Here is a 24,241-nt window from a genome sequence, read left to right as displayed (position 1 = left end):
TATGTCTTCCCGATTTCGCATTTCCGCCGCGGCTTTGATCGGTTGTGTCTTGTTCGCTTCGTCGTGCGGCACCGCAACTCCGGAAGCGGGACCGGTCGCGGCCCCGACGGCGCTCAGCGACGTGCCGGCCGTCCGGCTCAACTATCGCTACGAGCCCGACATTCCGCCGCCGCCGATCAACGACCCGGCGCCAGAAGAGTTTAACGCCGCCGTCCGCGACCACTTCACAAATACGCGTCCGGACGACATTCTCGACCGTACCGTTACCTCGCCGGACAAGAACCGCATTGCGGTCGTTTATCATCGCCCCGGCGATCTCTCGGCTGAGTTTCGGCTGGACATCTATTCCGCCGATGGCAAATTGCTAAGCAAGGTGACGCCGGACAACATGGCCGTCCATTTTCCGGATACGATCGTATGGTCGCCGGACTCGGCAAACCTGGCGTTTGCGGCAATGATCCGCGGCGAGAATGGCGACGGCCCGCCCGAACCCGGAGCTTCGCCTTCGCCGACCCCTGCGCCCGTAGTAGAGGAACCGGTCGATGGCGATGCAACTGACCCAACGCCAACGCCAACACCCGAAGCGACCCCGACACCCGAAGGCGAACCGACGCCGACGCCGCCAACCGGCGTGCTCGCATTTCGGACCGAGCAGATCTATTTGTGCGATGCGAACGGCGGGCTTGTCCGGCCGCTGACGCAGAACGAGGGCTTGCTTTATTTTTATTACGCCTGGGCACCCGATAGCTCGGCACTCGTCGCACTTGCCGCAACCATTCGCGAATGGCAGTATCTCGAGAGCGTAGCAAACGGCAAGGGCGAAGCCTTCACACCGGTCGGCCGGCCGCGGATGATCGAAAAGAACGGCCGCGAACGGCGGCTTGATGATGGCCTGACCGCCGTTAAGCCGGTCTGGTCGCCGGATTCATCAAAGATCGCGGCTGCCTTCGAACATCAGATTCGTGTTTATGATGCGGACGGCTCGCCGCCGACGCAGGCTTCGATCCCGCTCCGTAACAGCCTGCTGCTCTCGTCACAGGAATTCGAACGGCGACAGAGCGGCGAAGCACCCGAGCAAAATGCGAATCAGCCGGGCCCGACAACGCTACCCGACCCGTCGAAACTTCCCTCGTTCAATCCGATAGTTTTGCTCCACTGGGAAGCGGACCAGATATTGAACTTTCAAACGGTATTCATCAAGCGGATGGCCATTCAGGCCGATAGCGTCTTCAGCTTTGCCCGCTGGCACCGCGTCATCCTCTCGCCGCAGGCTGCACCCGTAGCCCGATAACATATGAAATTCGATTCGATTGAAGACATCTACCGCACCAACGCGGGCTTCGCCTCGGAGCTTGAATCGCTTGTTGGCGAGTTAACGCGAGAGACGGCCGAAAACCGGCCCGATGGCGAGAAGTGGTCGATCGCCGAGATCGTCGAACACCTCGCAATGGTCGAGGACGGAATGTCCCGCATCTGCGCCAAGTTGATCGGAAAAGCCGAAAAAGGCGACGATCTTTCGGGCGGCACTATCGCCATCACCAGCATCTTTGAAGAACGCGGCGTCGCGATCGCAACGATCAAGGTCGAAGCTCCCGAAATGGTCCGCCCGACCGGCGGCCGAAGTATTGGCGAATCGTTCGCATCGATGGCTGAGAGCAACGAGAGACTCGAACAGATCAAGCCGCTTTTTGACCAGTTTGATGGAAATAAGCACCGCTTTCCGCATCCCTTTTTTGGCGAGCTTTCAGCGATCGAATGGCTCGTCCTCGTCGGCCAGCATAAGGCCCGCCACATCGCACAGATCCGGCGGCTGCTTTCCGCAAACTAAAAAAAGGCCCCGGCAGCGAGGAGGGCTGGCTGCCGGGGCTTTCTTACCGGTTTCGGTCCCGTCGTAAAAGTCGTCACTCCTCTACGGGACACGAACCGGGATCTTTTCGGGCAGCAGCCTCGGCCGCTGCCCTTTTCCTTTCGCTTAGTTGCCTGCGGCTGTTGGGATATCACCGCTGGTTCCGAACGGGAGTCCGAAGAACGTTCCGTCCGAACTCCGAAGGACATACCAGAAGCCGTCCGTCGGGCGGAAGACAGCTAGGTCAGCCTTTCGGTCCGAGTCGTAGTCTCCGGCGACCGGAATGTCGCCGGTCTGGCCAAACTGAATGATCGTGTAGCCGCCGTCGGAGGTTCGGAGCGTGTACCAAACGCCCGTCGAAGGACGATACACCGTTACGTCTGACCGGCCATCGCCGTCAAAGTCTCCGCTGACCGGCACATCTTCGCCAATGCCCCACTGAATAGCACCGGTCGCTCCCGTCGCGGGACGATACCAGAACCAGATTCCGCTCGAAGGACGATAGACTGCGATCTCATCGCGGCCATCTCCATCAATATCGACCGCGATCGGCTTATCGCCATTCGTGCCGTATTGGACGATCGTCACGCCGCCGCTGAGGCTATTGAGCACATACCACACGCCATTCGAGGGTCGGAAGACCGCGATGTCAGACCTGCCGTCGCCGTCAAAGTCGCCGCGGACCGGGACGTCGCCGTCGATGCCGAACTGAAGTCCGGTTGTACCGCCATCAGAGCTGTGCTTGATCTCCCAGACCGCTAGGCCATTAACGATGCGGAACACTGCGGAGTCCGTTTTGCCGTCGCCATCGTAGTCTGCCGAGACGACCCTCGAATTCGCATCGCCGAAGCTGATGATCGAGATGCCCGAACCGTTATTCGAGTACCAGGTGCCGTTCGACGGGCGATAGACAGCGAAGTCATTGGCACCATCGCCGTTGAAGTCGCCGTTGTTCGACCGCGGAGTCAGCCGGCCGCGGATCTCACCGCCCGGGTTTGCCGAGCTCGTAAGAACGACATACCAGAGGCCCGAGCGAAGCTGCTGGACGAGTGCCGGCGAGACGTCGATCGTAACCGTTGCGAAATTGCCGTTGGCACCGCCGAGAGTCGGGAACGAATAGACCGTTACGACATCGCCCGTGACGGATTCGATACGGCCGCCGGTCTGGCCGCTTCCAATGTTGTGGAACTCGCCGAGGATCGTCGCCTGGGTTTCGGCCTCGTTAAGGTTTACCTTCACTTCGCCGTTGGCTCCGGTTGTTACGGGCGGCTCCATACCGCTGCCTGTAAGGTGCGATTCGAACGAGCGTCCCATTGAGGGCGACGGCGAACCGGTCGGTGAAGGGCTCGGCGTCGGCGAAGTGAACCCGGCGAATGTGCCGCTCATAATGGTCTCACTGCCATTGAGGATCTGAATGGTCGAGCCACTGACGACCGGCGGAACCGTTTCGCCGCGGTCGCTTCTCAGCCGAAGCCGTGCTTCGCGGTCGCTCTCAAGCATCATCGAACCAACGTTGATGTTGTCAACACGAACGCCAAGCTGAGTTCCAGGTGCGAGATTGATCTGCCGGACGCGAACCTCGAGCTCTACGCGGCTGCTGTGCAGTTCAAACTCGCCGTAGCCAAGGGGAAGCGCACCGTTAATGGTCGGGCCGTTCAGGCCAGCGAAAAGATTGCCGGGGTTGGGTGAACCGGTCGGCGAAGGACTCGGGCTCGGCGATGCGGTCGGCGAAGCCGTGGGCGACGCGGTAGGCGAAGCAGTTGGCGATGCCGTCGGAGACGCGGTTGGTGAAGAGGTCGGCGACGCTGTCGGTGAAGCCGTCGGGGTCGGATTTGGCCCGCCGCCGCCAAGTACGCCGGCAACAAGGATCGTTGATCCATTTGTGACCTGCACGACGGATCCGTCGTTAGTTACCGGAACGTTCTGGCCGTCCTCAGTTCTCAGTTTGATACGTGCCCGCTGATCAACCTGCAATGCCATCTGCCCGATCGAGTTTCCGTCAACGATCGCGTTAAGCATCGTTCCGGCCGGAAGATTTACATCTTCGATCTGCACCTCGATCTCTCGGTGGCCGCTCGCATAGACCTGGTAAGCGGCCGTGCCGTGCGGGTTTACGCTGCCCGTCGGCGAAGCGAGGTTTGCGCTGCGGACCAGTATCGGAACTCCGCCGGCACCGGCCCTATCGCTCAAAAATGGGATCGAGACCCACGCGGCGATCGCTGCTACTACTACAGCAGCTCTCAAAATGTTCTTCTTGTTCTTCGTTATTTTCATTGTTCTCACCTTATTTAGAATTTTTGCCGGGTTTCCGCCGCAGATCGGATCGCGGCCTCCTCGAAATAACAGTGAGAAGAGAAAGCTGAAAAAGACAAAGGAGCCGAAAAAAATCGGCTCCCTGTTTTAATAGAAATGTCGGTAGAATTTACTCTATACAGACGGTTCGCGGCGGAGCACAGGCTTGGTTATTCGTCAGTGCACAGAGTGCATCGACCCTGGAAGTCTCCATCTTTATACTGCGCGAAGGAAGCTGACAGTCCCATTCATGCCCGGTCTCCTCAACGCGTTCGACGAGCTCTTGGAGTAATAAGGTAGGATTCGCGGACTTTATAAGAGCTGCGATACCGGCGACGATCGGCGCGGACATCGAGGTGCCGTTCCAGACGCCGTAACGGCCTCCGGGCATTGCACTTACAATGTTTTCGCCGGGAGCAACTACCCGGACCCAGCGGTCGAGCCCGCGGTCCTGCACATCGGCCATCGTCGAGAACGGTGCTAGCCGATCAAGCCGGGTGCTTGCCCCGACGCTCAGAAGGTTGTCGTCGATATCAGCATCAGGATTGTCCGGCAGGGCTCCGCGTTCGGCCGCCGGATAGATGCGTGCCGAACCATTGCCGATCTCGCCGCCGTTGCCGGCACCTGCCACTATTAGAAGCCGGCTATCGTCAAATTCCGGGAACTGCTGTTCACCAGGAACGACAACGTCATCGACGCCGTTGAAAAGATCGTGGAGAAACGTATTGCTCTGCGGTGTAAGGTCTCGCGGATAGCCGAAGCTCATGTTGATGATCGTCGCTCCGTTCTTTGCCGCCCAGAGCATCGCATCCTTTACCCGCCAGAGATCACCCTCGCCGTTCGAGTCGAGCACGCGGATCGGCATTATCTTCGCATCCGGGGCCGTTAAGGCAATGATCCCGGCAACGTGCGTTCCGTGGCCATAGACCTGGTTTACGCGGACCGTGCCGACCTCGCTCGGGTCGCTGTCGTTATCAACAAAGTCGTACCCCGGAACAAGGCGTCCCTCAAAGAGCGGATGCTCAAGATCGATGCCGGTGTCGAGAACGGCAATGATCACGCCGTTTCCGGTAGAGATCTTATGTGCTTCGGGCAGACGGATCTGGCCCGGAAAATACTGTTTGGCAAAGCCCTTCGAGCTTCCCCCGATCGCCCACGACTGGCCGATCGCCCATGACTGCCCGATGGTCCAGGAATGCCCGCGACGCTCGACGACCGTTAGGTTTCGGTTCGTCTCTTTTTGTAATATACGTGGATCGCCGGCCATCGCCTGAACTATCTCAAGCGGCGTTTGTTTGGTCTTGGTGCGGTCGATCTGCATCCGAAAGGTCGGCGGCGTTCCGACCTGGTCAAGAGGTGTAGGTATAAGGCCATATTGGGCAGCGATCGCGGGCAGATCGGCCTGATTTGTCGGTGCAAGGTCGATCAGGACATCATCCGGTGTGCAATTGCATCCGGTGCCGGCCGGCGCCTGGGCGAGCCCGATGTTCGGAAAAACCACGATCAACGCGAAAAATAAAAAGCTTATTAATGATCTACTGCTGAACATCTTCGAATCTCCGGAAACTTCTACCGATTGCCACAGTGCGGCGGAGGAAACAAAAAAGACAAAAGGCAGGCCGAAAAAATACGCTTACTGACCAATATAGCAAAATGGTGCCCAAAAGTATGGGTGCAGGCCTTCGCTTACAAGCGCTATCTGCGTCTTCTGCAATGATGCACCTGGGTCGCTGGTGCGTTGCATCTCGGAATAAAACGAACGCATCAGGTCGATCGTGTGGCGGTCGCTGACGTTCCAGAGGCTGATGATCAGGCTTCCGGCACCGGCCGAAAGAAATCCGCGGGCAAGGCCGAGCATTTCGTCGCCTCCGGCAATCTCGCTTCGGCCGGTCTCGCAGGCGCTGAGCGTTACGAGCTCCGCCTTGAGCCGCAGCTTTGCTGCATCTGCGGCGGTCAATCGCCCGTCTGCAAGCTGTAGGCTCGAGTACATCGGATTATCCGCCCGGAAAAGCCCATGGCAAGCAATGTGAAGCGAGCCCGCACCGACGGCGGCTCTAACGAAACTTTCTGTTGTGGCGGCGCGGCCGATAAGAGACTCCTTTGCATCAAGCATCTTCGCTATCTCGCGAGCCTCCTCCTCGGCAAACGGGATCGCATCGTCCGAGTAGCCGATTGCAACCGGCGGCCCCGGCTTTTTGCTCTTTCTACCTGCGAGGTCAAGCCAGATGGACGCGCTCGGTGCGATTGCGATCTGAAACCGCTCGATCAAGTGCATACCTCCGATCCGCAACGCAGCAAATGGCACACCGAACAGCGGGCCAGTCGGAACAAGCACGATCTTCCTGACGCTTTCGGCCAAACCAAGTTGGCCGAGCAGTGCCACCCCGAGCTTTCCAAGAAGCTGCTCGGTCCGCCGCTTCAGGATCGCAACAACCGGCCCTTCGATCGCTTGCCCGTGCCTAAACGTCCGGAGCTGAGAATCAAATTGTGCGAGCCAGGTTAGGATGTCGGCCGGGCGAAGTTCCGTCATTACCGAACGCAGTCCGCTTCCCTCTGCTACGAACGCTCCGATCCGGCCTTCGGACTCAAAGAACTCAACGAGGACCGCATCTTTTCCAAGCTTCCGTTGAAGTTCGCTGAATGCAAACGACTCGTTTTTTGAGACTCCGTTAGCGCGTCCTTCCTTAACAAGCTCGCGGCGTTCGAGCTTTGTAAGTTCCGCTTCAAGTCGGCGGGCCTTTGCCTCGAGTCGGCTGCGGTCCTCGAAATTGCCGCGGTCGAGCATTTGATAGGCTACATTCAATTCCTCTCGGACATGTCCTTTTCGGCTCTCGGCCGAACTGCCGCTTGTGCCTTCCGGCATCGCCGCTGGGGCGGCCGCCATCATCTCGTTCAGGGCTCGCGACCGCATTCGCTCGTGCCAACCGAACGCGAGTTCAGTTTGACCAAGCCGCAGATGGGCGTTCATCAGATTCTCAAAAGGCCGGGTCGTTTCCGAAAAGAATGCTATCCGGAATGCTTCGCCGGGAAGATTGCTTCGCATTGCCTCGACCGCCTCGACCGCATGCTCGAAATGCCCTATGGCCTTATCGACCTTTTGGCCGGACATGGCAAGCTCACCGAGCGCGTTCCGAGCGAATGAATAATACTGTGGGCGCGAATTGCGGGCGGCCGCTGTGGCAATCTCATCGAGAATTTTCTCAGCCTTTTTCGCATTGCCATCCGCGACGGCGATCTCCGCGGCCAGCCTCCGCGAGAGAAGCATCTGGTCCTGGTTTTCCGAACGCTTTGAACTTTGCTCGATCGCCGCTAGAAATTCCCGGGCTTTTGCTAAGTTTCCCGACCCGAGATGAAGTAACGCCAGCTTGGCTGTAACCGCATCGGCGGCGAGAATGTTTCCTTTTGATCTATAAAGTTCGGCCGCTTTCTCATATTGCCGCTTGGCCCTCGCGGGCTTCGACCGCTTCCGCAGAACCTCCGCAAACATTACCCGGGCACCTGCCTCTTCATAGGCCATCTTGTATTGCGCGAGCCCCGGACAAACCTTGGTTAGGAGGTCTTCGGCCTCGCTGGTAAGGTTGAGTTCCGTGTAAATGGCCGCGATCTCGTATTGGGCGATCAGGTTTTGATGCGGCATCGCGAGGCGTTCGAACCGTTCCCGCGACCGCTCGAAATGGAGCAGTGCGTCGTCAAACTCACCACGCAAGCGGAACAAATTTGCGAGACTTGCTTCGGCTTCGGCGACCGTAACTTCGCTCGCTCCGCGGGCTGCGAATTCGAGTGCCCGTTCGAACGCGGCCCGGGCATCGTCGAACCGCCCGAGCTCCGTGTAGGTTATCCCGAGCCCATTCTCGGTCATCGCGGCAAGCCGGGCGTCGCCGAGGGCCTTGAATCTTTCAAGCGCACTGAGCGCCAGCGACTCGGCATCACGATATCGCTCAAGCCGGGCGGCGATGTTGCTCAGATTTAGTTCGACCTTTCCTGCCGTAAGCTCGCTCCCGGAAGCATCAATTGCCTTGAGTGCTCTTTTGCCAAGCTTTAATGCCTCAGAGTATTGGCCGAGCATCGCAAGCGGGATCAGCGTCGCGACGATAGTTTCCGCCGAGCGAAGCTTTTCACCGATCGATCTATAGAGAGCGGAAGAATTGGAAAGCGATACGAGGGCGTTCTCAAGCCGACCCTCGGTCATTTCGGCAATGCCGTGAAGCCATTCGGCGATAGCGTTTGCCTCGCGGCCCTCGAGCCGATCGGCCATCATCTGCATTGCCAAGTCAGCATTACGCGAACGGGCGGGTTCTGATTGCCAAACCGCATAACACTCCTCACGCAAAGCCCGGGCAAGATCGATGTCAACGATATGGGAGTGTTTGCGAAGCAGGGCCGCGATCTGCCGCTTCCCTCCCGTACAGGAAAGTTGGGCTGCGAGTTCTTTTCGGCTTGGGCTGCTCATCGGCAAACAATAAAATACAGGAAAACCTCGCGGCTTTCCTGTTTCAAGTTTCTATGCGGAGTAAATGCCCCTTGATCTCTACCCTATTGAAAGCCTCTCGATCGCGAATTCACCCTCGTCGGTTCGGATCACCAATTCATAGTCGCCTTTCGCAACTTTCTCGAAACTAAAACCACCGACCTCGGAAAGCTCGCATTCAAGCTTCAATACGCCGGCAGCAAGAGTGGCGACCGAGCCCGTTTGAAACTCGCCAAGGAACTGCCCCGAAACTGCGAACGTCTTGCCCTTCGGCTCGACGTGAACCTCGATCGCGGCTTCGTCGGCTTGAAATAGGAGTTGGCGGGCCTTACCGGCTGCCGCTGAACGCTCCCCGAATGCAGGCGTCCCGGGTGCTAGTTCCGAAATAAGGGCAGCAACCCATCTACGCAGCGTGCCGGGCTCGGCGGCACGAACCGCGAAAAGGTTCTTTGCCCATCGCACGGAGTCGGCCGGGGCATCGACGGAATCATCCCGCTGCATCAAATTAACGATCTTTTCAAGTCTTTGTTCTGAATTCACTTTCGGTTCCTCACCTTTCTGACGTCAATACAGTGCTTTGCTGCGACAAGAAAAGACAGGCTCGGTCATCGGCCTAACGTAAAAATTTTTCGAGCTTCTTAAGACACCGGGCCCGCATGGGGCTGATGCTCGTTTCGCCGACGCCGATCTCGCCGGCGACCTCGGCATAGCTTGCTGCCGTGGTGCGGAGATAGATCATCGAAATTATCGTCCGGCACCGCTCATCCAGCTTTGCCACCGCAGTGCGGATCAGATGCTGCTGTTCAAGTTCGATCAAGAGCTCATCCGCTGCCGGTGAATCGTCCGCGATCGCCGCCATCATCTCGGAGTGCTCCTGGTTCTCGCCGGGTTCCGCAACCGGTTTTCTCCCCCGCACGACGGCCCATGTCTTGAATTTCGTCGTCGTAACAAGCCACGAGCGAAGCCGGTCGGGCTGTTCGAGCTCATCGAGCTTTTGCACCAGCGTCACGAAGACCTCCTGAAAGACGTCCGTCGCCTCGTCTTCGGAAAGCCCTGCACGCCGCGGGATCGCATAGATCAGCCGCTGGTATCGGCCGACGAGTTCATCCCAAGCAGCCTGCTCGCCCTTACGGCAGCGAAGTACGAGCCGTGCGTCCTCGCTGTCGAGCTGGGAACCCGGGATCTCATGCTCGGTCATTGCTTGGGTTTGGTCAGGCATTGCAGGCTTCTTAATGATTTCTAGCACGGTGTTAGCAAAACTCAAAGCAGATTTAATGCTCGACAGCGAACAGGACGGTCCGGGACACCCTGCTCGCTGTTATAAATTCTTATTGTTGATGCTATAATCCCGCCTTACGTTCTGAGGAGCGAGTATTTTCGATATGGATAAGTTTTTGATCCGCGGCGGACGTCCGCTGAGCGGTACAGTAAAGATAAGCGGCGCGAAGAACTCGGCACTTCCGTGCCTTGCGGCCACGCTTCTTACGCCGGAGACGGTGACGCTCCGCAACATCCCTTACGTTAAAGATCTGATCACGCAGCGGCGGCTGCTCGAGGACCTCGGGGCGACCGTTTTGACCCCCGAGCTTCGGACGCACGTCGTGACGGCGAAGAATGTCGATACTTACGAGGCGCCATATGAACTCGTCCGGACGATGCGAGCGAGCGTGCTAGCACTCGGGCCCTTGCTTGCTCGGTTTGGAAAGGCGAAGGTGAGCCTGCCCGGCGGGTGCGCCATCGGCACGCGGCCGATCGATCTTCATTTGCGTGCTTTTGAAGCATTGGGCGCGAACGTCTCGCTCGAATCGGGCGATGTCGTTGCGACCGCTCCGAAAGGCCGCCTCATCGGTGCCGAGATCGCGTTTGAAAAGGTCACAGTAACAGGTACTGAGAACGTGATGATGGCCGCCTCGCTCGCTGATGGTACGACCGTGATCCGCAACGCCGCCCGCGAACCCGAGATCGAGGATCTCGCCGAGCTGCTAAATAAAATGGGGGCCAAGATCGCCGGAGCCGGCACGGAGACGATGACCATTGAGGGCGTTGAGGCTCTTGGCGGGGCGGAGCATGACATCATCGCCGACCGCATCGAGACCGGCACGTTCATCGTCGCGGCGGCGATCACCGGCGGCGAGCTTGAGATAGAGAGTTGCCGCCCCGATCACCTGACGGCCGTCATCGCAAAGCTCCGCGAAGTGGGTGTTATCATCGAGCAGACATCGCCGACCTCGCTACATGTTCAGCTTGGAGTAGCTCCGCTTTCTGCCCGCGACGTCACGACCGAGCCGCACCCGGACTTCCCGACCGACATGCAGGCCCAATACATGGCGCTGATGACGCAGGCCGAAGGTGTCTCGCACGTGACCGAAACGATCTTTGAGAACCGCTTTATGCACGCCTCGGAGCTTGTCCGGATGGGTGCCGATATCCATATCACCGGCAATACCGCGACCGTCCGCGGCAAGACGACGCTCAATGGCGCGCCCGTCATCGCGTCTGACCTCAGGGCCTCTGCATCGCTTGTGCTTGCAGGGCTCTGTGCCGAGGGCGAGACGACGATCGACCGTGTTTACCACATCGACCGCGGCTACGAGACCATCGTCCGAAAGCTGAAGGCGGTCGGTGCCGATATCGAACGGATAAAGGACGAAGGTGCGTTCAATGCCGATGTCTAGCCGGCCCGCCATCGTTTCATTTACTCCGTCCCGTTGTGATTAAATAGAAAGACGATGTCGATGCCAGATTGTCTGTTCTGTAAAATAATTGCCGGGGAAATTCCGTCGGCGAGGGTCTATGAAGACGATCAGTGTATCGCCTTTGACGACATCTCGCCGCAGGCCCCGACGCATATCCTGATCGTCCCGCGGCAGCACATCGAATCTCTTGATAAAGCAGACGGAATGGACCGGAGTTCGGTCGGGCATCTGCTTCTTGCAGCGGCAAGTATTGCCCGCGATAAGGGCTTTGCCGAGTCGGGATATCGGGTCGTTATAAATACGAACGAGGATGGCGGGCAGACCGTTTTTCATCTTCACATTCACCTTTTGGCAGGCCGGCCGTTCGTATTTCCGCCGGGGTAGTTTTATGTTCAAGGTCTTGGCGTCAGTGGTTTTGGTGTTTGCGGCTGCGTTCTTCGCGGCCTGTTCCGGCGCGGGGCCGACGGCCGAGAATGCGAATGTCGCCGCCGAACCCACGCCAATGGCAAACGCCGCCGATTATACTGACGCGAACCTGGCCTTGACGGATGGCGTCAAGCAGCTTGAAACCGGCGATACTGAAAAGGCGATCGAGCTTTTGAATCGGGCGGTCGAGATAAACCCCGACCTCGCCGAGGCGTATTTCAGGCTCGGTATTGCTCATGCGTTGATCGAATTTCGCGACCAGATGGCCGCCGAGCAGCAGATCGAACCGACCGAAACTCCGGCGAATTCAAAAGGAAAACCGGCCAAACCGCAGTCCGTGCTCGCCTTTGAAAAGGCGGTCGAGGCATATAAAAAGCTGATCGACGCCAATGACGAAGACCACAACGCCTATTACAATCTCGGCCGGTCGTATAACAAACTCAATGAAGATGAAGACGCCGCTCGTGCACTGCGGCAGGCGGTAAAGCTCAACCCGGACGACACAGAATATCAGCAGGAACTGGGAGCGGTTCTCATCAAGCTCGCCAAATATTCCGAAGCGGTCGGAGTGCTCAAGAAGTCGGTCGAGCTTGACGCTGACAACATCGAGGCCCTCGAACTGCTTGAAAGAGCCGAGGCCGGCCAGAAGCGGGTCAGCTTTACCGTAATGCCCGGCGACGACAAGCGAAATGCGAATTCGAACGCAAACGCAGCGGCGAACACGGCCACGGGCTCCAACACGAAACCGCCCGCGAACACCACAAAACCGCCCGAGCCCCGGCCAACCCGACCGCCGCAAACGCCACCACCTGCGGCAAATCGACCCAGATCGAACTAGACTGTGTAGCCCTCTGACACACCGGGCAAACGTGTATCAACTTGACATCGCCACGCCGCCGTCGCAAATTACGGGTTAGGCTTTACTATGGCTTTGACCCGTATCGAACTCGACGAACCGCGAGCACTTTCGCTCGAACGCAAGATCCACATGCACGAGGCCCGCGAGGGCATCATCGAGCGGCTGGCCCGCGACCTGCCGGAGAGCATCGACCTTGAACGCTTCTTGAACGTCGTCGTTTCTGAGATCGGCCGAATGCTCGAGGCCGACCGCTGCGACGTGCTCCAACTCGTTGATGAGAAAGAGCTAAGGATCAGCCACGAGTGGCGGCGGGATACAAAGATCCCGTCGAGCAAAGGCACGGTCATCCCGGTCGATGCAAAGCGGCTCGTCACGCAATTTGATATCTCCAAACCGATCCGTATCAACGACACCGCGAAGACCAAGGACGCGACGCTCAAGTTCTTTGCAAAGGCGCTTGAGACGCGGTCGCTGCTCATCATCCCGATCAGGCTGAGCGGCGAGGTAATCGGGCTGCTCGGGCTCCACGATACTCGCAAGCCGCGCGTCTGGCTCGACGAGGAAGTGCAGTTCCTCGAATCCATCGCCCAGCAGCTCGCCATCGGCTATCAATACACCCGGCTTTACGTGACGCAGGAGCAGGAATCGCGGCGGACGACGGCACTGCTCGAGATAGCCAACACGCTCAACTCGCACTCCGATTTCAATGAGGTCTCAGACCGTGCACTCGAGCGGGCGATCAGCCTCGTCGGTGCCGATTACGGTGCGCTTGGCGTTATCGATAACGCCGGCGAACGCATTTCGCTGCAATCATTCAAGACGGCCGAGGGCATCACGCCCGGCAAGCTCCTCAAGATGGTCGAAGCACACGGCCGCTCGCTTCGGATCGATACATTTCCGGCGGTCGCCGACTTGATCCGCGACGGCAAAACGAAGTCGCTAACCGATTCGCAACTTCCGCTGCCCATCAAGATAATTTTTAACCGGACGCTCGGCGGCAAGGCGGCATTGCTGACTCCGGTCCGCGTAGGCGGAGCGACCTACGGTCTGCTCGGCTTCGTTTGGGGCGAGGTTACGTCGTTTGAGAAGCACGATGTTGCGTTGGTCGAGGGCATCGCCGACCAGATCGGCACCGCGCTCGAACGCGACCAACTCTCGGCCGAGGTGATGCGGCTCAAGGCAGAGCTCCATCAGCGGCAGAGCGAGATCATCGGCCAGGCACCCTCGATCCGGCGGGCGATCGAGCTTGCTCTCAACGTCGCCGATGCGAACGCGACCGTGCTGATCGAAGGCGAAAGCGGCACCGGCAAGGAACTGCTGGCGAACCTTATCCACTTCAATTCCGGCCGCGAAGACGGGCCATATGTGAAGATCAACTGCGGTGCGATCCCGGAAACGCTGCTCGAATCCGAGCTCTTCGGCCACGAGAAAGGTGCCTTTACCGATGCCCGGAGCGACCGCCGCGGCCGGTTTGAAGAAGCCGATGGCGGAACGCTTTTCCTCGACGAGATCGGCGAGATGCCGATGCAGGCACAGGTGAAGCTGCTCCGCGTTTTGCAGGACGGCGAGCTGACCCGCGTCGGCGGAAACAAGGTGATCAAGACCGACGTCCGCGTCGTCGCCGCGACCAACATTGACCTCGAACGGGCCGCCGAGGAAGGCCGCTTTCGCCGGGATCTTTTCTATCGGCTCTCGGTTTTTCCGATCAAATTGCCGCCGCTCCGCGAACGGGTTGAGGACATTCACCCGCTCGTTTTTCACTTCCTTGAGCGGGCAAAAGAGAAGACCGGCCGCCACATCAACGGCATCTCAAAGGAAGCCCTTCGTGCACTCGTCGCCTACGATTGGCCGGGCAACGTCCGCGAACTTGAGAACGCCATCGAGCGAGGGGTGATCATCGCCTCCGGGCGGCAGATCGAGCTCGACGACCTGCCCGACGCGATCGGCCGGACCGCCGACGACACCGAGGCCGTTAACCGCCACGAGCGGGCCGTCGCCGCCGCCGACGGAAGCGCCAAAGGCATCTTCATCGCCCTGCCCGCATCAATGGAACAAATCGAACGCCGGGCCATCGAAGCCACGCTCGAATACACCGACAACGACAAATCCCGCGCCGCCCGCCTCCTAGACATCGGCCGCAAAACCCTCTACCGAAAGCTAGACCAATACGAAACAGAAGAATAATTGTATGGAGTTCCAGCGTTAGCTGGCGTATGGATTTGATAATTTTCTATTCTGCTCTTCCCCTCAAGAATCCCTCCGCTGATCAGTTTTGTTCGTGGATTATTTGCGAGAACTATAGTTTTGTAAATTAAGGCTCGCGTGATTGTGAATTGTTCTCGTCTACGCACATTTGTCTTAAACTTTCAAAATCCAGTCTTATCGTCTCAGCCTGAGACTGATTGGACAATGGAAACTTGACTCCTGGAGACGGCCGCGAGGTTCGAACAAGCTGGTCGCCGAGGAAATACTCGACCAATGCCGATTCACCAATAAACGCAAGTTCTCTCGATGACTTGTCGTCTGATCCAGGTAACAAGGCAACTCCAGACGACCGACTAAGGTCAAAACTAATTATCTCGGTCGACTTAACGGGCGTCGTCGGCATCGCGGAAACCGTTACGATTCGAATACGACATTCCGACAATTCGACCGATGCAACACGACTCTCGACAATGGTTCCATCTGGTAACGACGAACGCCGGGAAGTACCAACCAGAGACCTTGATATTCTTTCTGCGATGTTTGTGCGATTTAACAATTTCGAACCTGACTTCTCATCATCAAAAAGCCGCCGTATCTGGGAAACTGGAGCTAAAGACATTCTCTCGTTCGAAAACGAAATCAACTGTTGAAGAAATCTCGCAGGAACCGCGAAATTAAGGTTCTGGGATTCCTTAAAAAACAAAGTGGCAACCCCTACAACTCTTCCCTGCACATCAACAACAGGACCACCGCTACTGCCAGGCGAAATCGGCGCGGTTATCTGAATAAACTCGCTTTTACCAAACGTACGCGTTTGTAAGCCGCTCACGATACCATCTGATACTGTTCCTTCGAGCCCACGCGGGTTTCCAAACGCAAATATCTTTTCACCAACAGGCAATCTAACTGCTTGCGAGAGCTTAAGAGGAGCTACATTCGCATCCTCTACCAAAAGCAACGCTAGATCGTTTACAGTGTCAATTCCAATAACTCCCGCTACCTTTAGATTTTTCTTAGTCCCCACCACCCTTACGACTGCCGAGGAGCACCGTCTAAGGATGTGTAGATTTGTGGCAACTACATCCGGCTCGACAAAAAAACCACTCCCGATCGCTACCGTCTGGTTATCATCACCCTTCGCCTCAACCATAACCACGGAAGGCATAATACGTTTCGCAAGGATCCGAACATCTTGTCCGGCTACTGCGACATTTAGCGACAAAACTGTGAGAATGTTTACCACCGACGAAAATGACACTAGTAAAAAGCGACCCATCATAACTCGAGAGACCTTCTTTTGATAGATTTGAGTAAACACCTCGGGAAACCTGCGTGTTTCAAAAGGCATAATTGGATTGCACAAGGCGCTTTCGATGCCTTTGCGATTGTTAATTGGAGTGTAAACTCCGCTCAGAAATTGATGGCGCTTATCAATGAAAATTGATAAGCGCTTTGCACAAAAGTCGAACTTTGCGTTCCCGCCGAAGCGATCGGCTGGAAAGATTATACATGGTCATCACACGTCGATTCCAAATATTTTTTACGTATCGACTTTTGCGGAAAAAAATCAGGACGTCCAATACCGGAAGCGGGAGCCAACGAGAATCTCGGTCGAATATACTCTTTGATTAATTTTTCGAGTCGAAATGCACGAGGTGTTGATTCTCATCGCTACAGGGTTGATCTAATAGCAAGATTGCTCGACAGCAAGAATGCTCGACACAGCAGTTATGGTCGCAACTCTGAAACTCTGCAACTCAAAGCCCAGGGTTGCGGCGGGTGGCGGTTTTTCGGTAATCTTTAGGTGGTTTTTGGTTTAGAGTTTTATGAGCCTGTCAGCGGTAAATGTTAGGCCACTTGCGGTGGACGTGATGTGCAGCGATGATGCGCTCAGGGTCGCGCTTGCCGATGGGCGTGCCGTTTCGGTACCGCTGACGTGGTTTCCGCGGCTTGAGAATGCGACCGAGCATGAGCGAAAGGCCTGGCAACTGATCGGCGGCGGGCTCGGCATTCGTTGGGAGGCGATCGACGAGGACGTCTCGGTCGAGAATTTGCTCCGGCTGCGATAATGTTTGCTAGAGGTTAGTTTCAATTGCCGCCCGCTTTGCCGGGCGGTTTCGAGTTTTTGGCACGAGCGAAAAGAAAGATGGACATCATCGTCGGGACAGCGGGCCACATCGACCACGGCAAAACGGCGCTCGTCCGGGCGCTGACCGGCACGGACGCCGACCGCCTGCCCGAAGAAAAACAACGCGGCATCACCATCGACATCGGCTTTGCCGAGCTTGAGCTTGAAGGCACGCACTTTGGCTTTGTCGATGTGCCCGGGCACGAGCGTTTCGTAAAAAATATGCTCGCCGGTGCGAGCGGCATCGACCTCGTCCTGCTCGTCATCGCGGCGGATGAGGGCGTGATGCCGCAGACCCGCGAGCACTTTGAGATCTGCCGCCTTCTTGGGCTCGGCCGCGGCATCGTTGTGCTGACCAAAAGCGACCTCGCTGACGAGGAAACGCTCGAGCTTGCCCGGCTTGATGCCGAGGAATTGGTTGCAGGTTCGTTTCTCGAAAGTGCGCCGGTCGTTGCCGTTAGTTCCATACGCGGCTCGGGGCTCCATGAGCTGCGAACGGCGCTTGCCGAAGCGGCTCGAGCGGCAGCGGAGTCGGAGCAGATCGATCGCCATGCCGCATTTCTCCCGATAGATCGTAGCTTTACCGTAAAGGGATTTGGCACGGTCGTCACCGGCACGCTCGCTTCGGGCGAACTTCGCGAGGGCGGCGAGGTGGAGCTTTTACCCGAGGGCCGCCGGCTGCGCATCCGCGGGCTGCAAACGCACGGCCGAACGGTCGGCTCGGCACACGCCGGACAGCGGACGGCCGTTAACCTGGCCGGTATCGACCATACCGAAGTGTCTCGCGGGATGGTGCTCGCGGCTCCGGGCGTTCTTCGGCCGACGCAGATCATCGATTCGCGGGTTGAGATGCTGGCCGGCTCGCCGCGGCCGCTTAAGAGCCGGCAGCGCGTTCGCGTCCACATCGGCACCGCCGAGGTGCTTGCCCGCGTTGCCGTTATGAACGAGGCGGGCGAGCTTCCGCCGGGAGAGCGGGGCGACGTCCAGCTGCGGCTCGAGACTCCGGTCGCATGCCGGTTCGGCGATCGCTTCATCCTCCGCAGCTATTCGCCGCAGCAGACGATCGGCGGCGGCGAGGTGCTCGACCCGCAAGCCACGCGAGCGAGAAAACGCGACTTTGAGCAGAGGGCCGAGCGAGCCGAAAACCTCGTCGCCGCGAAAGAGAAACCGGCCGAACTTGTGAGCCTTTTTGTCGGCTCGGCGGGCGAACGAGGGCGAACCGCTGAGGACGTGAACGCACGGCTTGGGCTTGCGGCTGCGGCATTTGGTGAGGCGCTCGGCTCGGCGAAAGGCATCAGATCGCTCGGCGGTGTTTTGTTTGAAACAAGCGTCGCCGAGCGGCTTTCTGCGAAGCTCCTGAAGGCCGTCACCGAGTTTCACGCCCGCGAACCGCTCGCCGCCGGAATGCCGCGAGAGACGCTCCGCGAGACCGCATTTCGCCGGCTCCCTGCCGAGGTCTTTGCGGCGGTGCTTGAGGAACTTGTCACCACCAAAAAGCTCGCCTCCGAGCGTGACCTCATCCGGCTTGCGACCCACCGGACAGAGCTTTCGCCCGAGGAACGCTCGGTAAAAGAAAAGCTCTCGGCGATCTATAAAACCGCCGGGCTTGAACCGCCGAAGCTCGATGAAGCTCTCGCCGCGGCAAGAGGCGGGCTCGCACCGCCGGCCGCACGGAAGATATTCGAGATGCTCATCCGCTCCGGCGAGGTGGCGAAGGTGACGGACGAATATTATTTCTCTGCTACTTCGCTCGAAACTCTTACTTTCGCGGTTCGCAAGTTTGCCGAGGCGGCGCCGGACAGGCTGATCGACGTCGCAAAGTTCAAGGAGATCGCCGGCATCTCGCGAAAATATGCCATCCCGCTGCTCGAACACCTCGACCGCACCCGCGTGACCCGGCGGGCCGGCGACAAGCGGTTGGTGCTGTAAAGGTTAACGCCGCGAATTAAATGGTGATAAACTTTTGGCGGTCCCCGAAATGGTTTCCCCGCTCGAAAAACACTCTGACGCGATAAGCGAGGCCGTCGGCCGCGTTGTTTCGCGTGCCGAAAATGCCCGCGGGCTGGCGGCGGATAACCTGCGGCCGCGGATCGCGGCTTCGCTCACGAAGTTTTTCGCAAAGAGCGGTGCTCAGCCTGACCGGCAGGAGATTCGCGAGTTCATCGACGAGATCCGGGCAGATGACCTTTGTTTGATAATCGCCTGCGAACGCGGCGACGAGGAGGCCTGGGAATATCTGGTCGCAAACTTTGACCCGACGGTCCGCTCGGCCGCACGCAAGATGACATCGAACGCCGAGGATGCCGAGGACCTCGCGGGCTCCATCTGGGCCGAGCTCCATGGGCTTCGCCGCGATGCCGAGGGCAAGAAGAAAGCCAAGCTAGCCTATTACTCAGGCCGCGGGTCGCTTGCCGGATGGCTTCGGGCGGTCGTATCGCAGCTTGCGGTCGATGAATTTCGCAAGCAGTCAAAGCTGGTGCAGATCGAAGAGGACCGGGAGTTTGAGAACCTGGCGAACGAGGCTTCGATGTCGGACAACGGGCTTGTTGCCCACGCGGCAAACCCGGAAGAGCAGCTTACCGAGAGCCGCACCTCGGCGGACGTCGTGGCCGCACTCGGCGAGGCCATCGCGGCGCTTGAGGACGAGGACCGGTTGCTGCTAAAGCTTTATTATTTCGATGACCTAAAGCTGAAAGATATCGCCGCGACATTCGGTTACCACGAGGCGACCGCCAGCCGAAGGCTTTCGCGGATACAGCAGGATATCCGCAAAGCGGTCGAGAAAACGCTCCGCCAGCGGCATGGCTGGACGGAAACGGAGGTGAAGCGGCACCTCGCGGAAGCTGCTGAAAAGACAGGGTTTAGCTTTGAGCGAGTGCTTGCGGGCGTGGTCATGCTCATGGCGGTGCAAGAAATGCTCCGCTGAACCGTTCCGTAAGTGCGGGGTTATTGGCAACTGGCCTGCCCGGCGGGCCCTTTGAGGCAAGAAAATGGCAATGGAATTCGATAAAGAGATGGACGCGCTCCTTAAAAGGTTGTCCGCATCCGGCGAGAGGCCGGGCGGCAGGGCGGAGCCACACCTCGATGCCGAAGAGATCGCTGCTTTTGCCGAGAACGCCGTTCCCGGTACCGCTAGGACGAAATTCATCACCCATTTTGCGGATTGCGGACGGTGCCGAACCATCCTCGCGGATACGATCGCTTTGAACGCGGCGGAACCGGTGTCGTCCGCTCTGCCTGCGACCGCATCGGCCGGAGCTGCGGTCACAGCAACGCCTTGGTACAAAAAGCTCTTCGCCCTGCAGACGCTCGCCTATGGAATGGCGGGGCTGATCGTTATTTTCGGCGGGCTCATCGCCTACACAGCTTTATTCAGTTCACGAGACGCGGGGACAAACGTTTCGCAGGCCCCGCGTGAAGAGAATGTGGCGGTCGCGGTCGCTCCTGAAACTCCATCCGTTTCAATGGCGGAATCGGCGGCCAATATAGCGGCTCCGTCGCAGGCCGGACCTGAAGAAAAGCCCGGAGGGCCGCTGACAAGCGCGCTTGATCAACCCGAACGCGAGATCGCCTCGGCGAGAAGCCAGCGTGGACCAAATGCTGACAGGCAGGACGTGCGATCGGCCGAGCCTTTTTCTGGCCTTGAGCAGCAAAAGGAATCGATTCCGACGGGCAGGGGTATCAGGCCGGCAGTGGCTCCGCCTGCGCCACCGCCGCCTTCCGCAATGCCCACAACGACGGCTGAGAGCGTTGTTGCCGAGGCCGCACCTACTTCAACTGCGGATGCGGCGACGCGCGAACAGCTTTTGGCCCGTCAGCAGGCCGCCAACGTCTCGACTAACGTGCAAAACCAAAGCGGGCCGAGCTTCCGCAATGAGCGGGCGCAGCGTGATGAGGACAGAGCGCAGGTTGGAGCCCTGAGCGAATCCCAGAAGGCTCGTATGGCCGAACGGCAAGCGGCAAAGCGATCTGCGCCGCGGGACGATGCACCCGCCCGACGCAACATCAGCGGAAAGAGCTTTGAACTCAGAGACGGCGTTTGGTTCGACTCTGCATATAGTGGCCAGGCGACAGAAAATATCCGCCGCGGCACGGAAGGCTATCGCAAGCTCGACTCGGGCCTTCGCTCGATCGCACAGCGATTCCGCGAACCGGTGGTAGCGGTCTGGAAGGGCAAAGCTTACCGAATTCAGTAGCACTTACTTCCGATATAGATTTTCGACTTCCAGCTTTGTATCTGCACCGGCCCATGCACGCCCGAACTCGCGTTCAACGAGCCTCGCCGAATCCATTTTGCCCTGTTTTCGAAGAGCTTCTGCAAGGCCAAAAAGTGCCCGGCCGCAGCGAGGGCTTCGGGCGATCTCCTCGCGAAAGATCTTCTCAGCCTCGGAAAATTGACCGTCCCTCAAATACGCACGGCCGAGCCATTCCCGGACGGGCAGGTCCCAGTCCGGCGGTTCGGCATAGTTGATCACCTTCTCGGCGGCGAGAGCCGCACGGAGAAATTCGATCGAGCGCTTCCGGTCGCCCCGCGACTCGGCGATCTGCCCGCTTAAGAGCTCATCCGCGGCCTTGAGAACCGCGCTTACTGAATTCGTAAAAAGCATCGCCTCTTTCGGTATCTTGCCGCCCACTTCCCGCATCGCGGCAAGTTCCTTTTCGGCATCAGCAGTACGCCCGGTTTCCGCATACGCCATGCCGCGGGCGAAGTGCCAATGGGCGAGAGTCGTCAGCATCTCCGCCGCCGGCCGCGGAAAGGCAACCGCTTCGTTCCACTTGTGAAAGCGGACATTGACGACGATCGGATAAGGCATGAACATCTCGACCGCCGGAACGTCCTTTACGTTCGGCCCGGCGTTCGCTGCAAGCTCATTGGCGGTTTTGATCGCCTCGGCGTAATTGCCGCTCCCGGCAAACGAAGCGGCGAGCATGTGAATATTGTGGTTGTAGTACATCAGCGGATAGGCACCGCTGGCCCCGCTTCGCTCGATGTAGTTTCTGTCCGCGATTATCGCCGCCTTGTTGCTCTTGATGGATTCGTCATAGTCACCTGTCCTGAGGTAAATATGCGACGGCATATGGACCAGATGGCCGGCGTTCGGTGCCAGCGTTCTGAGGCGGTTTGCCGCGGCAATGCCGAGCTCCGGCGTCGGGCTCGCCTCGACCGCGTGGATGTAATAATGGTTCGCTCCGGTGTGGTTCGGGTTGCGGCGCATCACGCCCTCGAGCACGGCGATTATCTCCATCGTTCCCGGGGCCGGCTTGCCATCGAGCGACCAAAGCTGCCACGGCCGCAGGTTCATCATGCTTTCGGCATAGAGCGTGGCGGCATCGAGGTCGTCCGGGTAGTTCTTAACAAGCTCGGCCATCGCCGCCTTGTAATCGGCGGCCAGCTTTGCCGGATCGGCATTCGGGTCTTTCGAATAGCGCTTTGACAATGCGGCGATGTAAGCCTGCTCCACGGGCGTTGCTTTTGGAGCCAGGGCGATCGCCTTTTGAAGATAGCTATATGCCGAGGCGAAGCGCTCCGAATTTGCCGGGTCGTTATAATTCGCTCCGAGCCCGAGGGCAATGCCCCAATATGCCATCGCGAGGTCCGGGTCAAGCTCGGCGGCGTGCTTGAACGAAGCCACGCCTTCGTCGTGATTGAACGCATAGAGGTATGCGAGGCCTTGGTTAAAGTACTTTTGTGCCTCGGGATTCCGGGTCGAAACGGGATGGTCAACATCGCCGAGACCGTCATCAAGCCAGACGGTCTTCTTTTCCTCTCTTTCCTTCGAAACACCGTGCTGATGCTGGCCATAAAGGAACGAAGCTGCGACCAGTATCAAGACCAATACTTTCATCGTCATACCTCCTTCGGCTATAGATTTTGCCGATTTGTCACGTAATATATAGCGTATTGCAGTGAGAGACAAATCAATGAAGAACATACTGAAACTAACGGTCGCGTTAAGTGTTTTTTTTACCTTTGGTGCAATGGCCCAGCCGGCAGTTCCAAAGCCCGATGCCGAGATCACGAAGATGATGAATGAGATCTCGGCTGCGAGGCTCGAGGCGGATGTTCGGAAGCTTGCTTCATTCGGAACGCGCAATACGCTTTCGGCACAGGACAACCCGACAAGGGGCATCGGTGCCGCCCGCGACTGGCTCTTTGCTGAGTTTCAGAAGATCAGCCAGGCATGCGGCGGATGCCTGACGGTCGAAAAGCAATCTTTCGAACAGCCGGTCGCTCCGCGCATCCCGAAGCCGACGATCCTGACCAACGTCGTTGCCACGCTCAAGGGCACATCCGACCCCGATCGGATCTACATTGTTTCCGGGCACTACGATTCGATGTGCACTTCGCCAACCGATGGCGAATGCGACGCTCCTGGAGCAAACGACGATGCCTCGGGGACGGCCGCGGTCGTCGAGCTTGCCCGCGTGATGTCAAAGCGGAAGTTTGATGGGACCATCATCTTTATGGCTGTCGCCGGTGAAGAGCAGGGCTTGCTCGGAGCGGCCTATTTTGCCGAGCAGGCGAAGCAGAAGGGCATGAACATCGAGGCGATGATCACCAACGACATCGTCGGCGGGGTGACCACGCTCAAGAATTCGCCGCACCGTAACCGGCTTCGAATATTTGCCGAGGGTGTGCCCTCAGATGAGACGGCACAACAGGCAGCGACCCGTCGCAGCGTTGGCGGCGAGAACGATTCGCAAGCCCGCCAACTCGCGCGTTATGTAAAGGAGCAGTCCGACCGCTACATGACAGACTTTAAGGCGTGGATCATTTATCGCCGAGACCGCTTTGGCCGCGGCGGCGACCATATTCCCTTTCTCGAACGCGGTTTTGCGGCGGTCCGCTTCACCGAGCCCGATGAGGACTATACGCATCAGCACCAGAACGTAAGGACCGAGAACGGCAAGTTCTATGGCGATACGCCCGAGTTCGTCGATTACAAATACCTCGCAAACGCGACTCGGATCAACCTGATCGCTCTCGCTTCGATCGCCAATGCACCGGCAAAGCCGAAGAATGTTGGCGTCGTCACTGGCCGGCTGACCAACGACACCGACCTTCGCTGGGATGCGAATACCGATAAGGACATTGCGGGCTACGAAATAGCCTATCGCGACACATCTGCCGCGGAATGGACGAAGTTCATTCCGGCTGGAAATGTAACCTCTTACTCGGTCAAGAATATGTCGAAGGATAACTACTTTTTTGGCGTTCGTGCGGTCGATAAGGCAGGCAATCGAAGCCCTGTTGTCTATCCGCGGCCGGTAAGGTAAATTTTTTACGCAAAAACGCTAGCGGTTTTGCGTCTCTGTGGTG

At 58.2% G+C, this 24,241-nt stretch carries 18 protein-coding genes; 11 read left to right on the top strand and 7 right to left on the bottom strand.

The window, feature by feature from the left end:
* Position 1: 1 nt before the first annotated feature.
* Both IPM21_07800 and IPM21_07795 read left to right on the top strand, forming a co-directional pair.
* Positions 2-1,291, top strand: coding sequence for a hypothetical protein (locus tag IPM21_07800; GenBank protein MBK9163801.1), 1,290 nt, complete (start codon positions 2-4; stop codon positions 1,289-1,291).
* A 3-nt stretch (positions 1,292-1,294) separates the two neighbouring features.
* Positions 1,295-1,828 carry a DinB family protein gene (locus IPM21_07795; protein MBK9163800.1) on the top strand — a complete coding sequence of 178 codons (534 nt, stop codon included), beginning with the start codon at positions 1,295-1,297 and terminating at the stop codon, positions 1,826-1,828.
* Positions 1,829-1,972: 144 nt separating this feature from the next.
* Here the strand turns inward: IPM21_07795 and IPM21_07790 are convergent, their stop codons facing one another.
* From IPM21_07790 to IPM21_07770, 5 genes are all read right to left on the bottom strand, one after another.
* Positions 1,973-4,120 carry a VCBS repeat-containing protein gene (locus IPM21_07790; protein MBK9163799.1) on the bottom strand — a complete coding sequence of 716 codons (2,148 nt, stop codon included), beginning with the start codon at positions 4,118-4,120 and terminating at the stop codon, positions 1,973-1,975.
* A gap of 148 nt (positions 4,121-4,268) precedes the next feature.
* Positions 4,269-5,687, bottom strand: coding sequence for a S8 family serine peptidase (locus tag IPM21_07785; GenBank protein MBK9163798.1), 1,419 nt, complete (start codon positions 5,685-5,687; stop codon positions 4,269-4,271).
* An 84-nt stretch (positions 5,688-5,771) separates the two neighbouring features.
* A complete protein-coding gene (locus IPM21_07780; GenBank protein ID MBK9163797.1) occupies positions 5,772-8,588 on the bottom strand; it encodes a CHAT domain-containing protein in 2,817 nt (938 codons plus the stop codon).
* Positions 8,589-8,666: 78 nt separating this feature from the next.
* A complete protein-coding gene (locus IPM21_07775; GenBank protein MBK9163796.1) occupies positions 8,667-9,146 on the bottom strand; it encodes a hypothetical protein in 480 nt (159 codons plus the stop codon).
* 73 nt (positions 9,147-9,219) lie between these two features.
* A complete protein-coding gene (locus IPM21_07770) occupies positions 9,220-9,825 on the bottom strand; it encodes a sigma-70 family RNA polymerase sigma factor (GenBank protein ID MBK9163795.1) in 606 nt (201 codons plus the stop codon).
* A gap of 163 nt (positions 9,826-9,988) precedes the next feature.
* Between IPM21_07770 and murA the strand changes: the two genes are divergently transcribed.
* From murA to IPM21_07750, 4 genes are all read left to right on the top strand, one after another.
* Complete coding sequence (gene murA, locus IPM21_07765) at positions 9,989-11,281, top strand: UDP-N-acetylglucosamine 1-carboxyvinyltransferase (GenBank protein MBK9163794.1); 1,293 nt, start codon at positions 9,989-9,991, stop codon at positions 11,279-11,281.
* Between the two features lie 60 nt (positions 11,282-11,341).
* Positions 11,342-11,686 (top strand): histidine triad nucleotide-binding protein, encoded by a 345-nt coding sequence (locus tag IPM21_07760; GenBank protein ID MBK9163793.1) that lies wholly within the window; start codon positions 11,342-11,344, stop codon positions 11,684-11,686.
* A 4-nt stretch (positions 11,687-11,690) separates the two neighbouring features.
* The gene (locus IPM21_07755) at positions 11,691-12,566 is read left to right on the top strand and encodes a tetratricopeptide repeat protein (protein ID MBK9163792.1); all 876 of its coding nucleotides are present in this window, start codon (positions 11,691-11,693) and stop codon (positions 12,564-12,566) included.
* 87 nt (positions 12,567-12,653) lie between these two features.
* Entirely contained in the window at positions 12,654-14,771 is a 2,118-nt protein-coding gene (locus IPM21_07750; GenBank protein ID MBK9163791.1) for a sigma 54-interacting transcriptional regulator, read from the top strand.
* Positions 14,772-14,898: 127 nt separating this feature from the next.
* Here IPM21_07750 and IPM21_07745 read toward each other — a convergent pair whose 3' ends face one another.
* On the bottom strand, positions 14,899-16,140 hold the full coding sequence (locus IPM21_07745; GenBank protein ID MBK9163790.1) for a trypsin-like peptidase domain-containing protein: 1,242 nt from the start codon (positions 16,138-16,140) through the stop codon (positions 14,899-14,901).
* Positions 16,141-16,618: 478 nt separating this feature from the next.
* Here IPM21_07745 and IPM21_07740 point away from each other — a divergent pair, with 478 nt between their 5' ends.
* The 4 genes from IPM21_07740 to IPM21_07725 all read left to right on the top strand — a co-directional run bounded on the left by IPM21_07740 (position 16,619) and on the right by IPM21_07725 (position 21,116).
* Positions 16,619-16,861: a DUF2442 domain-containing protein gene (locus tag IPM21_07740; protein MBK9163789.1), complete on the top strand. Its 243-nt coding sequence runs from the start codon at positions 16,619-16,621 to the stop codon at positions 16,859-16,861.
* 56 nt (positions 16,862-16,917) lie between these two features.
* A complete protein-coding gene (selB, locus tag IPM21_07735) occupies positions 16,918-18,849 on the top strand; it encodes a selenocysteine-specific translation elongation factor (protein ID MBK9163788.1) in 1,932 nt (643 codons plus the stop codon).
* 49 nt (positions 18,850-18,898) lie between these two features.
* A complete protein-coding gene (locus tag IPM21_07730) occupies positions 18,899-19,846 on the top strand; it encodes a sigma-70 family RNA polymerase sigma factor (GenBank protein ID MBK9163787.1) in 948 nt (315 codons plus the stop codon).
* Positions 19,847-19,916: 70 nt separating this feature from the next.
* Positions 19,917-21,116: a hypothetical protein gene (locus tag IPM21_07725; protein MBK9163786.1), complete on the top strand. Its 1,200-nt coding sequence runs from the start codon at positions 19,917-19,919 to the stop codon at positions 21,114-21,116.
* A gap of 3 nt (positions 21,117-21,119) precedes the next feature.
* On the opposite strand, the gene IPM21_07720 is transcribed toward IPM21_07725, so the two are convergent.
* Entirely contained in the window at positions 21,120-22,766 is a 1,647-nt protein-coding gene (locus tag IPM21_07720) for a tetratricopeptide repeat protein (protein MBK9163785.1), read from the bottom strand.
* Positions 22,767-22,842: 76 nt separating this feature from the next.
* Here IPM21_07720 and IPM21_07715 point away from each other — a divergent pair, with 76 nt between their 5' ends.
* On the top strand, positions 22,843-24,198 hold the full coding sequence (locus IPM21_07715; GenBank protein MBK9163784.1) for a M28 family metallopeptidase: 1,356 nt from the start codon (positions 22,843-22,845) through the stop codon (positions 24,196-24,198).
* Positions 24,199-24,241: the final 43 nt, after the last annotated feature.

Source organism: Acidobacteriota bacterium, from assembly GCA_016716435.1.
In the GTDB taxonomy this organism is placed as follows: domain Bacteria; phylum Acidobacteriota; class Blastocatellia; order Pyrinomonadales; family Pyrinomonadaceae; genus OLB17.
Note: the sequence above shows the minus strand (reverse complement) of the source record. Positions and strands in the feature narration are given on the sequence as shown.

Excerpts from the sequence above, each read along its gene's own strand:
- IPM21_07800 (MBK9163801.1), top strand. The coding sequence starts at position 2 with ATGTCTTCCCGATTTCGCATTTCCGCCGCGGCTTTGATCGGTTGTGTC.
- IPM21_07795 (MBK9163800.1), top strand. The coding sequence starts at position 1,295 with ATGAAATTCGATTCGATTGAAGACATCTACCGCACCAACGCGGGCTTC.
- IPM21_07790 (MBK9163799.1), bottom strand. The coding sequence starts at position 4,120 with ATGAAAATAACGAAGAACAAGAAGAACATTTTGAGAGCTGCTGTAGTA.
- IPM21_07785 (MBK9163798.1), bottom strand. The coding sequence starts at position 5,687 with ATGTTCAGCAGTAGATCATTAATAAGCTTTTTATTTTTCGCGTTGATC.
- IPM21_07780 (MBK9163797.1), bottom strand. The coding sequence starts at position 8,588 with ATGAGCAGCCCAAGCCGAAAAGAACTCGCAGCCCAACTTTCCTGTACG.
- IPM21_07770 (MBK9163795.1), bottom strand. The coding sequence starts at position 9,825 with ATGCCTGACCAAACCCAAGCAATGACCGAGCATGAGATCCCGGGTTCC.
- murA (MBK9163794.1), top strand. The coding sequence starts at position 9,989 with ATGGATAAGTTTTTGATCCGCGGCGGACGTCCGCTGAGCGGTACAGTA.
- IPM21_07760 (MBK9163793.1), top strand. The coding sequence starts at position 11,342 with ATGCCAGATTGTCTGTTCTGTAAAATAATTGCCGGGGAAATTCCGTCG.
- IPM21_07755 (MBK9163792.1), top strand. The coding sequence starts at position 11,691 with ATGTTCAAGGTCTTGGCGTCAGTGGTTTTGGTGTTTGCGGCTGCGTTC.
- IPM21_07750 (MBK9163791.1), top strand. The coding sequence starts at position 12,654 with ATGGCTTTGACCCGTATCGAACTCGACGAACCGCGAGCACTTTCGCTC.
- IPM21_07745 (MBK9163790.1), bottom strand. The coding sequence starts at position 16,140 with ATGCCTTTTGAAACACGCAGGTTTCCCGAGGTGTTTACTCAAATCTAT.
- IPM21_07740 (MBK9163789.1), top strand. The coding sequence starts at position 16,619 with ATGAGCCTGTCAGCGGTAAATGTTAGGCCACTTGCGGTGGACGTGATG.
- IPM21_07730 (MBK9163787.1), top strand. The coding sequence starts at position 18,899 with ATGGTTTCCCCGCTCGAAAAACACTCTGACGCGATAAGCGAGGCCGTC.
- IPM21_07725 (MBK9163786.1), top strand. The coding sequence starts at position 19,917 with ATGGAATTCGATAAAGAGATGGACGCGCTCCTTAAAAGGTTGTCCGCA.
- IPM21_07720 (MBK9163785.1), bottom strand. The coding sequence starts at position 22,766 with ATGAAAGTATTGGTCTTGATACTGGTCGCAGCTTCGTTCCTTTATGGC.
- IPM21_07715 (MBK9163784.1), top strand. The coding sequence starts at position 22,843 with ATGAAGAACATACTGAAACTAACGGTCGCGTTAAGTGTTTTTTTTACC.